Genomic DNA, 12,025 nt, shown 5'->3' with positions numbered 1-12,025 from the left:
CATGTCCACCACCGATTTCGTAGTGCGCCCTGCCACGCCCGACGACTGCGAGACCCTGCTCGCGCTGATCACGGGACTGGCCGAATACGAGAAACTCGCCCATCTGGTCGAAGCCACGCCGGAAAAACTGCGCGAAACCCTCTTTGGCGCGCGCCCGCATGCCGAGGCCGTACTGGTGGAGGTGCCGGGCGCGCAGGCGGTGGGCTTTGCCCTGTTCTTCCATAATTTCTCCACCTTCCTGGCCAAACCGGGCTTGTATCTGGAAGACCTCTATGTCGATCCGGCCTGGCGCGGTCATGGGCTGGGCAAGATGTTGCTCAAGCATCTGGCGGCGCTGGCGGTCGCGCGCGGTTGCGGCCGCTTTGAATGGAGCGTGCTGGACTGGAATACGCCGTCTATTGATTTCTACCGTGCAATGGGTGCGGACGTGATGCCGGACTGGCGGATCTGCCGGGTGACTGGAGACGCGCTGGTGAAGCTGGGCGCGGTGGAGTAACGCTGCGTGCGCATAAAAAAACGGCACATGCCTGGGCATGTGCCGTTTTTTTATGGATGCGGGACCGCTCAGACCACGATGGTCTGCGCCTGGCCTTCCTCACGCTCGCGGATCTCGCCGATCTGCCACACGGCTTCGCCGGCCGCCTGCAGATGACGGATGGCGCGGTCGGCGTCTTCCTTGGCGACGATCACCACCATGCCGATGCCGCAGTTGAACACGCGGTGCATTTCGTCGTCGGCCACATTGCCCTGGGCTTGCAGCCACTGGAACAGCGGCGGCAGGGTCCAGGCGTCGCGCTGCAGCACGGCGGTCACGCCCTGCGCCAGCACGCGCGGCACGTTCTCGGTCAGGCCACCGCCGGTGATGTGGGCCATGCCCTTGACCGGCAGCGTCTCGATCAGCGACAGCAGCGGCTTCACGTAGATGCGGGTGGGCGCCATGATGGCGTCCTGCAGGCGCTGGCCGTGGAAGTCGGCGTTCAGGTCCGGCTTGGCCACTTCGATGATCTTGCGCACCAGCGAGTAGCCGTTGGAATGCGCGCCCGACGAGGCCAGGCCCAGCACCACGTCGCCCGGCACGATGGTGCTGCCGTCGATAATGCGGCTCTTCTCGACCGCGCCAACCGCGAAGCCGGCCAGGTCGTATTCGCCGTCGGGGTACATGCTCGGCATCTCGGCGGTCTCGCCGCCGATCAGCGCGCAGCCGGCCAGCTCGCAGCCATGGGCGATGCCCTGGATCACGGTCGCGGCGGTTTCCACGTCCAGCTTGCCGCAGGCGAAGTAGTCGAGGAAGAACAGCGGCTCGGCGCCCTGCACCAGGATGTCGTTGACGCTCATGGCCACCAGGTCCTGGCCCACGGTGTCATGGCGGTTGAGCTGGAACGCCAGCTTGAGCTTGGTGCCCACGCCGTCGGTGCCGGACACCAGCACCGGCTCCTTGAATTTCCTGGACAGCTCGAACAGCGCGCCAAAGCCCCCGATGCCGGCCATCACGCCCTCGCGCATGGTGCGCTTGGCGAACGGCTTGATGCGGTCGACGAGCGCGTCGCCCGCGTCGATATCGACGCCGGCATCGCGGTAGGAGAGGCCTGCCTGGCCGGAAGTGGGGGATACGCTCATGGGAACCTGCTTTTCCTGGGGTATGAAGTGAGGAATGCGGCGCTCACGACGGCGATTTGCGGCCGCGAGTCCAGTAGAATTGGAATTTTAACGGATACAGGCTTCCGGCTTCCAGTTTCCGGTGTCCCGCGTCATGAAACGTTGCCCCCGGCCATTACCAATGAAGACAATTGCGGCAGCCCCCGGCCTTCCTCCCCGCCCCATCCAGGTGATCAGCGCAGGATTGCCGCGACGCGTTTACCCGATAGCTGATTCTTACCCCAAGTAATCGATAAGTCATGTTTCCGCGCCCCAAGCAGCTGTCGCTTGAACTTGGCAGTCCGCCGCCCTCGACCTTCGAGAATTTTTTCGTGGCCGTCAACCGCGAGCCGGTGCAACGCCTGCACGACCTGGCCGCCGCGGTGGCCCAGGAGCGTGCGGCCGACCGCCTGATCTATCTGTGGGGCGAGGTGGGTTCGGGCCGTACCCATTTGCTGCATGCCGTTTGCGACAGCGGCTACCAGGCCGGCATCAGCTGCCGCTACCTGAGCCCGCACCATGCCTTGTCGGATTTCATCTTCGACCCGAGTTGCCAGCTCTACACCGTGGACGACGTGGAGTTGCTCGACGAAGCGCGCCAGATTGCCGTGTTCTCGCTCTACAACGAGGTCCGCGCCCATGTGCGCACCGCCATCGTGGTGGCCGGCAGCCAGGCGCCGCTGGCCATGCCGGTGCGCGAGGACCTGCGCACACGGCTGGGCTGGGGCCTGGTCTACCAGCTCGCGCCGCTGTCGGACGAGGACAAGATGACGGCGCTGGTGCAGGCCGCGCGCGAACGCGGCCTGCAGCTTTCCCCGGAAATCCCGCACTGGCTGGTCACACGCAAGTACCGCGACATGCCCAGCCTGATGGCGCTGCTGGACGCGCTCGACACCTATTCGCTGGAGCGCAAGCGCGCCGTCACCCTGCCCCTGCTGCGGGAAATGTTCGCCGAACTGCGCGAGTAGTCACGTGGTAAACACGGATCGCCGGCGCGGCCCGGGAGGCCCTTGGCACACCCCGTGCTTATATTTGTTGGCATCCTAAGACGTTACGAAAACGGTGACAGTCAGTTAATGTAAAATCGCCGCCCATGAATCTGGCATTGTTCGACCTCGACCACACCTTGCTCCCGACCGACAGCGACCACGAATGGGGCCGCTTCCTGGTGCGCCTGGGTGTTGTCGACGAGGAAACCTACCGCCGCAGGAACGATGAATTCTACGGCCAATACAAGGCTGGCACCCTGGATATCCAGGCTTTCCTGCGTTTCGCGCTGGCGCCGTTGGCGGCCAACCCGCGCGACCGGCTCGAAGCGTGGCGGGGTCAGTTCATGCGGGAAGTGATCGATCCGGCGATGAAGCCGCAGGCGCGGGCGCTGGTCTGCAAGCATCTCGACGCCGGCGACCTGTGCGCCGTGGTCACCGCCACCAACAGCTTCGTCACGGCCCCGATCGCGGCGGGCTTTGGCATCAAGCACCTGGTCGCCACCGAGCCGGCCACCGCCGATGGCAAGCCCGACGGCGCCTTCACCGGCGAAGTCGCGGGCATGCCCTGCTTCCGCGAAGGCAAGATCGCCCGCGTCGAAGCCTGGCTCAAGAGCATGGGCACCCGATGGGATGCCTTCGAAAACACCACCTTCTACAGCGATTCGGCCAACGACCTGCCGCTACTGGAAAAGGTCAGCGAACCGATCGCCGCCAACCCGGACGATCGCCTGCGTCATCACGCCGCCGCGGCCGGCTGGCGCATCATGGATCTGTTCTGACGTGATCAAGAAGCTAATCAACAGGCTGCTCGGCAAGCCGGGCACCCAGCAGCGCCCCGCCAAACGACGCGGCCCGCGCCATACGCCGAACATCGTTGCCCATGGCGAGCACCAGATCGACCAGTCGCTGATCTCGCGCAACGCCATCAAGGTCACCTCCACGCTGCAGCAGGCGGGCTACCAGGCCTTTATCGTCGGCGGCGCGGTGCGCGACCTGTTGCTGGGCATCAAGCCCAAGGACTTCGACGTCGCCACCAATGCCACGCCCGACGAGGTGCAGGCGCTCTTCCGCCGCTCGCGCATCATCGGCCGGCGCTTCCAGATCGTGCACGTCACTTTCTACGGCGGGCGCGACCAGGAGATCATCGAGGTTTCCACCTTCCGCGCGCTGGTCGACGCGATCGCCAGCGAGACCCTGCCCGAAGGGCGCCGTCTCAAACGCGCGGAGCTCGACAGCAAGACCCACGCGATCGACGCCTCCGGCCGTGTGCTGCGCGACAACGTCTGGGGCTCGCAGGCGGAAGACGCGGAACGCCGCGACTTCACCATCAATGCCATGTATTACGATCCGGCCGAGCAGACGGTGTATGACTACCATCACGGCATGGAAGACATCCGCGCGCGCACGCTGCGCATGATCGGCGACCCGCTCACGCGCTACCGCGAAGATCCCATCCGCATGCTGCGCGTGGTGCGTTTCGCCGCCAAGACCGGGTTCACCATCGACGAGGACACCCGTCAGCCGATCGCCGAGCTCGCCTCGCTGATCCATAACGTGCCCAGCGCGCGGCTGTTCGACGAAATGCTCAAGCTGCTGATGTCGGGCCACGCCTGGGCCTCGCTGCAGGAGTTGCGCAAGGCCGGCCTGCACAGCGGCCTGCTGCCGCTGCTGGATGTCGCGCTGGAGCAGCCGATGGGCCAGCGTTTCGTGCAACTGGCACTGGACAACACCGACCAGCGCGTGCAGGTGGGCAAGCCGGTCTCGCCGGGCTTCCTGTTCGCCGCGTTGCTGTGGCACCACGTGCTGCAGCGCTGGACCACGCTGCGCGAGGAGGGTGAACACGCCATCGCCGCGCTCAATTTCGCCATGGACGACGTGCTGGAACGCCAGACCGGCCAGCTCGCCATCCAGCGCCGTTTCGTCACCGATATGCGGGATATCTGGGGCATGCAGCCGCGCTTCGAGAAGCGCGTGGGCCGCATGCCGTTCCGCCTGATCGAATCGCCGCGTTTCCGCGCCGGGTTCGACTTCCTCGCCCTGCGCTGCGAATCCGGCGAGCAGCCGGCCGAACTGGCGAAGTGGTGGCAGGACTTCCAGGACGCAGATAACCATGGCCGCGAAGACCTGATCGATGCGGTGCGCCCGGTGCGCGGCGGCGGCAAGCAAGGCGGAGGCGCTGGCGGAGCCGGCAACGCCGAGAGCAGCGAGTTTGCCGACGACGGCGAAGGCGGCGGTCCGGCGCGCAAGAAGCGCCGTCGGCGCAGTCCGCGGAAATCGGATAAAGTTTCTCCGCGGAGTGAATTGGACGCGAGCCAGGATTCCGGCTCCACTGAAGACCGGAAAGCCGGCAAGGTACGCGTCCAGCCGGAGGAATCGTAATGACACTTGCCTTTATCGGCATCGGTGCCAATCTGGGTGACGCCAGCCAGGCACTGAAAGATGCCATCGTCTGCCTGGCGCAGCAGGTCGGCATCACGGTGATCGCGAGATCGTCGCTCTATCGCACGGCTCCCGTCGATGCGAGCGGCGGCGACTACTACAACGCGGTGGTCAAGGTGGAAACTTCGTTCACCGCGGCGCAGCTGCTGCGCATCTGCCACCACATCGAGGACCAGTTCGGGCGCGAGCGGCCATTTCGCAACGCGCCGCGCACCCTCGACCTGGACCTGCTGGTGTTCGGCGACGAGATCCACCAGGACGAAAAACTCGTGGTACCGCATCCGCGCGTGGCCGAACGCGCCTTTACGCTGGTGCCGCTGCTGGAACTGGATGCCGACCTGGTCATCCCGGGCCTTGGGCGCGCGGCGAACTACCTGCCCGCGGTCATCTCGCAGCGCATCGAAAGAGTCTCGTTCTGCCAGTGCACGCGGCAGCGGGATGCGCGCGACGCTTCCTGATGCCATGACCGGCATCGGCCAGCCGCAGCTCCTGCTTCATCCGCGTCATCCGTTTCACCCGCCCTCTTAGCCTGGCTTTAGCCGACCGGACCCGCCCATGCTCGAACACTTGCGCCGCATTGTGGTGGAAGGCCCCATCGGGGCCGGCAAGACCGCGCTCGCGCAACGCCTGGCGCAAACCCTGCGCGCCGGCGAGCTGCTTGACGCGGCCCGCGAAAATCCCTTCCTGGAACGTTATTACCGCGAGCCCGCGCGCTTCGCGCTGCCGCTGCAGCTTTCGCTGATGAACCAGCGCGCGCAGCAACTCCAGGCCTGGCAGGCGGCATTGCTGGCGGGACAGCGCATGGTGGGGGATTTCCTGTACACCAAGAGCCGCCTCTACGCCGGACTGACCTTGCCCGAGGACGAACTGGCGCTGTACGACGCCCTCGCCGCGCGCCTGCCGGCCCAAAGCCAGCGCGTGGACCTGGTCATCATGCTGCAGGCCGCGCCCGCCCTGCTGCGTGAACGGATCGCGCGCCGCGGCGCGCCCGGCGAGTCCAGCATCGACGACGCCTACCTGGAGCGCCTGACCGACGCCTACGGCGAGCTGTTCCATCGCTACGACGAAGCCCCGGTGATGATCGTCGACACGGCCCACTTCAGTCCGGTGGACAACGACGGCGATTTCCGTACACTACTGTCGCGCATCGAAAACATGCGCGGCCGCAAGGCCTTTCTCAATCTCGCTGCGCCCTGACAGGTTCCCGCCTGCCAGCCTTGACCATAACGACAGCAGTTGCTGCCGCGACCGGCGCCCGGCCCGATTCCCGTCTCTCTACCGGCCCAACGTCATGAGTTACCTCCTCGACCCCTCCCGCAAGACCGTCACCATCCCCAGGCTGCAGGCCATGCGCGCCGCCGGCGAAAAAATCGCCATGCTGACCGCGTACGACTCCAGCTTCGCCGCGCTGCTCGACTACTGCGGCGTCGAGGTGCTGCTGGTCGGCGACTCCCTCGGCAATGTCATGCAAGGCCAGCAAACCACGCTGCCCGTGACGCTGGAACACATGGTGTATCACACCGAATGCGTGGCGCGCAGCAACCAGAGCGCGCTGCTGGTGGCGGACCTGCCGTTCGGCACCTACCCCACGCCGGAAGCCACCTACGCCAGCGCCGTGGCGCTGATGCGCGCGGGCGCGCACATGGTCAAGCTGGAGGGCGGCGACTGGCTCGCGCCCACCGTCAAGTTCCTGGTCGAGCGCAGCATCCCGGTGTGCGCCCATATCGGCCTGACTCCGCAATCGGTGCACGCGCTGGGCGGCTTCAAGGTGCAAGGCAAGACCGACGAGAGCGCCGCGCAGCTCAAGCGCGATGCGCTCGCGCTGCAGGCCGCCGGCGCCCAGCTGATCGTGATGGAAGCGGTGCCGGCGGCGGTCGCCGGCGTAGTCACCGGCTTGCTGACGATCCCGACCATCGGCATCGGCGCCGGCGCCGATTGCTCCGGCCAGGTGCTGGTGCTGCAGGACATGATCAACGTCTACCCGGGCCGCAAGGCCAAGTTCGTGCGCAACTTCATGGAAGGCGCCGGCTCGATCGAGGCCGCCGTGCGCGCCTACGTGGCGGCCGTGAAGGACGGCAGCTTCCCGGCCGTCGAGCACACCTTCTCGGCCTGACCGGCCGGGTCCGGACATGACGATCGGTGCCGCCACCGCCACAGCCTTCCAATTGCTGGCCAGCGGTGACGGCGACCTTTGGTTCATCGTCTGGACCTCGCTGCTGGTGGCCGTGCTCGGGCTGGCGATCGCCGCCGTGCCGGCCATCGGCGCGGCCTACCTGATCGCCACGCACGATTTTCCCGGGCGCCGCGCGGTGGTGGTGATGGCGCAGGGCTTCCTGTCCTTCCCGACCGTGCTGGTCGGGTTGATCCTTTACCTGTTGTTCACCCGCCAGGGGCCGCTGGGCGATTTTTCCTTGCTGTTCACCCGCAGCGGCATGGTGTTCGGGCAGGCGGTGATCGGCTTCCCCGTGATGCTAGCCTTTGCGCTGTCCACCTTGCAGGGGGCCGACGCGCGCCTGCGCGAGACCGCGTGGGTGCTGGGCGCCGGGCACTGGCGCACCTTCCACACCGTCCTGCGCGAATTGCGCTTTGGCCTGATGGGGGCCCTGGTCGCGGGCTTTGGGCGGGTCATTGCCGAGGTCGGCTCCGCGCTGATGATCGGCGGCAATATCGAAGGCTCCACACGGACCATCACCACGGCCATCGCACTGGAAACCAGCAAGGGCGATTTTGCCCAGGGGATTGCCCTGGGCATCGTGCTGGTCTCCCTGGCCATGCTGGTCAATGTGATGCTGGCGTGGCTGCAGGGCGCTGGAGGATTCCGCCGGTGAGCACGCTGCCCGCACGCAAGACCCCCGACGGGCGGGCCCTGCCGCCCGCGCAATTGCCGCCGCTGCTGACGGTGCGCGGCTTGCAGCGGCAGGTAGGCGGGCGGCGTCTGTTCGACATCGGCGAACTGGCCTTTCCCCGCGCCGCCGCCGTGGTGCTGACCGGCGTCAACGGCGCCGGCAAGACCACCCTGCTGCGCATGATCGCGGGACTCGAGCCCGCACCCGGCGCCACGGTGTCCTGGACCGGCGCGGACGGCCGGCCGCGCGAGGCCCCGCTCGATCCCCTGCCCGGCGCGCTGCGGCAGCGCATCGCCTATCTGCACCAGCATCCCTACCTGTTTCGCACCTCGGTCCGGGAGAACATTGCCTACGGCCTGAAAGCCCGCGGCATGGCGGCCGACGAGGTCCGGCGGCGCGTGGACGCCGCGCTGGGATGGGCCGGCATCACCCATGCGCAGGACACCGCGCCCGAACGCCTGTCCGGCGGCGAGGTACAGCGCGTGGCGCTGGCGCGCGCCAAAGTGCTTGAGCCGGACTTGCTGCTACTGGACGAACCCACCTCCAGCCTGGACGGCCAGGCGCGCGAGCAGGTGATCGCGTTGGTGCTTGAGCTGGCCGCCGAGGGGCGCACCGTGGTGGCGATCTGCCACGACCGCGACCTGATCAACCTGCCGGGCGTGGTGCGCTGGAAGCTCACCGACGGACGGCTGGACACGCGTCATCGCTGAACGGGCGGATCAGTCCTCGGCCCGCAATACCGCCGGCAACACCCCGCGCAGCGAGTTGGCCAGCGCCAGCGCTTCAGCGCGGCGCAGCATGGCCCGCGTGACAACCGCCTCGCGCACCGGCCTGCCCAGGTAGCGCGCGCCGTCGGCCAGCACTGCCGCGCGCATCACGCCGGGCAGGATGTCCGCCGTCAGCGGCGGCGTCAGCCACTCTCCATCCACCTTGACGAACACCGAACTGCGGCCGCCTTCAAGCAATTCGCCGCGGGCATTGAAGAACAGGCTGTCGAAGGCGCCCGCGCGCTCGGCGGCTTGCCAGCCGGCGTCGTAGGCGGCGCGCGCGCTGGTCTTGTGGCGGCGCAGCGGGTCGGCACTTGCCAGCGCCTGCGGCGCCAGCATGACCGGCACCGGGGCCCTGGGCAGCGGCGCCAGCGGGCCGTGGGCGATGGCGAAGCTGCCAGCCTTGTCCAGCGCCAGGCGCAAGCGCCAGGTGCCGGCGCCCAGATCCGTCACCGCAGCTTGCACGGCCGCCAGCGCACGAGCGTGTTCGAAGCGAAAACCAAGGCAGGCAGCGGAAGCGGCCAGCCGCGCCAGATGCTGGCCCAGGCGCTGGCATTCCCCGTCCTCCACCCGCATGGTCTCGAACAAGGTGAAGCCCGGATCGTGCGCGGTCAGGAACCGTGCCTTCCACCCGCACTCGGCATATTCGCCCGCGGCATCGCTGTCGTGCACGATGCCGCCGCCGACGCCCATCTCGCCTGCGCGCAGGCCGTCGGCGCCTGGCGCGCCCAGCACCAGCGTGCGGATTGCCACCGACAGCGCGAAGGCGCCGGGCCATTTATCCGCCTGCTCGCCGCCGGGTGCGTCGATCCAGCCCAGCGAGCCGGTATAGAGCCCGCGCGGCGCGCGCTCCAGTTCGCCGATGATCTGCATGGTGCGCCGCTTGGGCGCCCCGGTGATGGAGCCGCAGGGAAACAGCGCGCGCAGCAGGTCGGCCAGGGTGGTGCCGGGACGCGCGGCGGCCGTGACGGTCGAGGTCATCTGCAGCACCTGGCCAAAGGGCTGCACCGCGAAGCGATCCGGAACGGCCACCGTGCCGGGCACGGCGACGCGGCCAAGATCGTTGCGCAGCAGGTCGACGATCATCACGTTCTCGGCACGATTCTTGGGGTCGGCCGCCAGCGCAGCCGCGCCCTCGGCATCGCGCGCGCCGTCGCCGGTGAGCGGGGCCGTGCCTTTCATCGGACGAGCCAGCAAGCCGCCCTGCCCGTCGTGCCGGACAAACAGCTCGGGCGACAGCGACAGCACCCAGCCGTCGCCCGGCAGGCGCGCCAGCGTGGCGTAGGGCACCGGCTGGGCAGCGCGCAGCGCGGCGTACAGCGCCAGCGGGTCGCCGAAGGCGGCAAAGCGCAGGCGTTGCGTGAAATTGACCTGGTAGGTATCGCCGGCTTCGATCCACTGGTGGATCCGGGCGATGGCCGCGTGGAAGGCCGGTTCCGGCGTGTCGGCCACGACATCCATCACGCCCGCCGGTTCGCGCGGCGACTGCGCTAGCCACTGTGCGACCTCCCCCGCGTCCAGCCGGCACATTTGCCGGAACCACAGCAAGCGCAGCGCGCCATCGTGGAAAGGCAGCGCACGATCGACATGGACCGGCACGCCGACCAGCGGGCCGCCGAATTCGTAAGGGGCAAACAAGGTGGCGTGCCAGCCCTGGCGCCAGCCTTCGGCCAGCAAGGCATCGAGCGTGCCGAGCGCGCAAGCGTCAGGCAGCACGTCTTCGCGGGCAAAGCCGGTATACAGCCGGGAGGCTGCCTCGGCGGGGGCGGCGGTGGCGTCGTCCAGCAGGACGAAAGGCTCGGCGGCAATGGCCGGGCCGGATATCGGCGCCGGCGGGATCGAGGAAGAAGACGAGGGGATCGGGGAGACAGCCACGGGAAATCACCAGCGTAAATAGAGGTCGCCAGGAGGCGGGCAACATTGCATTATCGCGCGCCCGCCCTCTCCCCCGGCGAAGCCCACGGTCGTATCGGCCCTCAAGAAACAAAAAAGCCGGCCACGCTTCAAAGCGTGGCCGGCCGCATGCCGTCGCCGGATCAGCTGAAGAAGTTCTTCACCTTGTCCAGCCAGGATTGCTCCTGCGGGCTGTGGCGCGAGCCGCCTTCGTGCACCGAGCGGTCGAACTGGCGCAGGATGTCCTTCTGCGCTTCGGTCAGCTTGACCGGCGTTTCCACGTTCACATGCACGTAGAGGTCGCCCGGATAGCCGGAGCGCACACCCTTGATACCCTTGCCGCGCAGGCGGAAGGTCTTGCCGGCCTGTGTGCCTTCGGGTACCGGGAAGCTGGCCTTGCCGCCCAGCGTGGGCACTTCCAGGTCGCCGCCCAGCGCCGCCGTGGCGAAGGAGATCGGCATCTGGCAGTGCAGGTCGTCGCCGTCGCGCTCGAACACCGCGTGCTGCCTGATGTGGACTTCCACATACAGGTCGCCCGGGGGGCCACCATTGATGCCCGGCTCGCCGTTGCCCGTGGAGCGGATGCGCATGCCTTCGTCGATGCCGGCGGGAATCTTCACTTCCAGCGTCTTCTGCGACTTCAGCTTGCCCTGGCCGTGGCACTTGGTGCACGGCTTGGGAATATACTTGCCGGTGCCGTGGCACTTGGGGCAGGTCTGCTGCATCGAGAAGAAACCCTGCGACACGCGCACCTGGCCCGCGCCATGGCAGGTCGGGCAGGTTTCCACGCTCGAGCCGGGTTCGGCGCCATTGCCATGGCAATGATCGCACTCATCCCAGTGCGGTACGCGGATTTGCGCCTCGTGGCCGTGGGCGGCCTGCTCCAGCGAGATTTCCATGCTGTAGCGCAGGTCGGCGCCGCGGTACACCTGCGGGCCGCCGCCACGGCGTCCGCCGCCCTGGCCCTGCTGGCCGAAGATATCGCCGAAGATATCCCCGAAGGCGTCGGCGAAACCGCCGTAGCCCTGGCCGCCACCGCCGAAACCGCCCGCCATGTTGGGGTCGACGCCGGCATGGCCGTACTGGTCGTAGGCCGCCTTCTTCTCGGGGTCGGAGAGYATCTCGTAGGCCAGCTTGACCTCCTTGAATTTCTCTTCGGAATCCTTGCTGTCCGGATTGCGGTCCGGGTGGTGCTTCATCGCCAGCTTGCGATACGCCTTCTTGATGTCATCGTCGCTGGCGTTCTTGCCCACCCCGAGCACTTCGTAAAAATCACGTTTTGCCATGGTGGCTGCCTACCTGAGTGGCCCGGAGGCGCGTGCAAAACCCGCCCGAGCAGAATAGCAAAAAAGCCGAGCGAGGCATTCGACCGCGGCAACCCCGCTTGGTCCAATGTCTATCGCCCGGCGTCGGGATGGGGGCTGGCGCAGCTTGTGTTCCACGCCCCCGCCCCGCT

The 12,025-nt window shown here is 67.5% G+C and carries 12 protein-coding genes; 9 read left to right on the top strand and 3 right to left on the bottom strand.

Going from position 1 to position 12,025, the window contains the following annotated elements; genetic code table 11:
* Position 1: 1 nt before the first annotated feature.
* On the top strand, positions 2 to 496 hold the full coding sequence (locus tag AC1DQ3_RS06150) for an N-acetyltransferase family protein (RefSeq protein WP_477119295.1): 495 nt from the start codon (positions 2 to 4) through the stop codon (positions 494 to 496).
* 68 nt (positions 497 to 564) lie between these two features.
* Here AC1DQ3_RS06150 and purM read toward each other — a convergent pair whose 3' ends face one another.
* Complete coding sequence (purM, locus tag AC1DQ3_RS06145; protein WP_477119294.1) at positions 565 to 1,617, bottom strand: phosphoribosylformylglycinamidine cyclo-ligase; 1,053 nt, start codon at positions 1,615 to 1,617, stop codon at positions 565 to 567.
* Positions 1,618 to 1,895: 278 nt separating this feature from the next.
* Here purM and hda point away from each other — a divergent pair, with 278 nt between their 5' ends.
* The 8 genes from hda (at position 1,896) to AC1DQ3_RS06105 (ending at position 8,619) form a co-directional block, all read left to right on the top strand.
* Positions 1,896 to 2,603: a DnaA regulatory inactivator Hda gene (hda, locus tag AC1DQ3_RS06140; RefSeq protein ID WP_477119293.1), complete on the top strand. Its 708-nt coding sequence runs from the start codon at positions 1,896 to 1,898 to the stop codon at positions 2,601 to 2,603.
* 125 nt (positions 2,604 to 2,728) lie between these two features.
* On the top strand, positions 2,729 to 3,403 hold the full coding sequence (locus tag AC1DQ3_RS06135) for a histidinol-phosphatase (protein ID WP_477119292.1): 675 nt from the start codon (positions 2,729 to 2,731) through the stop codon (positions 3,401 to 3,403).
* Position 3,404: 1 nt separating this feature from the next.
* Complete coding sequence (gene pcnB, locus AC1DQ3_RS06130) at positions 3,405 to 5,003, top strand: polynucleotide adenylyltransferase PcnB (RefSeq protein ID WP_477119291.1); 1,599 nt, start codon at positions 3,405 to 3,407, stop codon at positions 5,001 to 5,003.
* Entirely contained in the window at positions 5,003 to 5,521 is a 519-nt protein-coding gene (folK, locus tag AC1DQ3_RS06125) for a 2-amino-4-hydroxy-6-hydroxymethyldihydropteridine diphosphokinase (RefSeq protein ID WP_477119290.1), read from the top strand. The genes pcnB and folK overlap by 1 nt, the downstream gene beginning before the upstream one ends.
* Positions 5,522 to 5,618: 97 nt before the next feature.
* Positions 5,619 to 6,260, top strand: coding sequence for a deoxynucleoside kinase (locus tag AC1DQ3_RS06120; RefSeq protein ID WP_477119289.1), 642 nt, complete (start codon positions 5,619 to 5,621; stop codon positions 6,258 to 6,260).
* A gap of 94 nt (positions 6,261 to 6,354) precedes the next feature.
* Positions 6,355 to 7,176, top strand: coding sequence for a 3-methyl-2-oxobutanoate hydroxymethyltransferase (gene panB, locus AC1DQ3_RS06115; protein ID WP_477119288.1), 822 nt, complete (start codon positions 6,355 to 6,357; stop codon positions 7,174 to 7,176).
* 16 nt (positions 7,177 to 7,192) lie between these two features.
* Positions 7,193 to 7,891: an ABC transporter permease gene (locus tag AC1DQ3_RS06110; RefSeq protein ID WP_477119287.1), complete on the top strand. Its 699-nt coding sequence runs from the start codon at positions 7,193 to 7,195 to the stop codon at positions 7,889 to 7,891.
* Positions 7,892 to 7,896: 5 nt separating this feature from the next.
* Complete coding sequence (locus AC1DQ3_RS06105) at positions 7,897 to 8,619, top strand: ATP-binding cassette domain-containing protein (protein WP_477119536.1); 723 nt, start codon at positions 7,897 to 7,899, stop codon at positions 8,617 to 8,619.
* A 9-nt stretch (positions 8,620 to 8,628) separates the two neighbouring features.
* Here AC1DQ3_RS06105 and AC1DQ3_RS06100 read toward each other — a convergent pair whose 3' ends face one another.
* Together AC1DQ3_RS06100 and dnaJ are read right to left on the bottom strand one after the other, a co-directional pair.
* Entirely contained in the window at positions 8,629 to 10,551 is a 1,923-nt protein-coding gene (locus tag AC1DQ3_RS06100; RefSeq protein ID WP_477119286.1) for a chorismate-binding protein, read from the bottom strand.
* Positions 10,552 to 10,712: 161 nt separating this feature from the next.
* Positions 10,713 to 11,855, bottom strand: coding sequence for a molecular chaperone DnaJ (gene dnaJ / locus AC1DQ3_RS06095; protein WP_477119285.1), 1,143 nt, complete (start codon positions 11,853 to 11,855; stop codon positions 10,713 to 10,715).
* Positions 11,856 to 12,025: the final 170 nt, after the last annotated feature.

It is taken from the genome of Cupriavidus sp. 01T418 (genome assembly GCF_056398885.1).
Note: the sequence above shows the minus strand (reverse complement) of the source record. Positions and strands in the feature narration are given on the sequence as shown.

Bases quoted from the DNA above. Each gene is read 5' to 3' on its own strand.
- AC1DQ3_RS06150 (WP_477119295.1), top strand. From the start codon at position 2: ATGTCCACCACCGATTTCGTAGTGCGCCCTGCCACGCCCGACGACTGC.
- purM (WP_477119294.1), bottom strand. From the start codon at position 1,617: ATGAGCGTATCCCCCACTTCCGGCCAGGCAGGCCTCTCCTACCGCGAT.
- hda (WP_477119293.1), top strand. From the start codon at position 1,896: ATGTTTCCGCGCCCCAAGCAGCTGTCGCTTGAACTTGGCAGTCCGCCG.
- AC1DQ3_RS06135 (WP_477119292.1), top strand. From the start codon at position 2,729: ATGAATCTGGCATTGTTCGACCTCGACCACACCTTGCTCCCGACCGAC.
- folK (WP_477119290.1), top strand. From the start codon at position 5,003: ATGACACTTGCCTTTATCGGCATCGGTGCCAATCTGGGTGACGCCAGC.
- AC1DQ3_RS06120 (WP_477119289.1), top strand. From the start codon at position 5,619: ATGCTCGAACACTTGCGCCGCATTGTGGTGGAAGGCCCCATCGGGGCC.
- panB (WP_477119288.1), top strand. From the start codon at position 6,355: ATGAGTTACCTCCTCGACCCCTCCCGCAAGACCGTCACCATCCCCAGG.
- AC1DQ3_RS06110 (WP_477119287.1), top strand. From the start codon at position 7,193: ATGACGATCGGTGCCGCCACCGCCACAGCCTTCCAATTGCTGGCCAGC.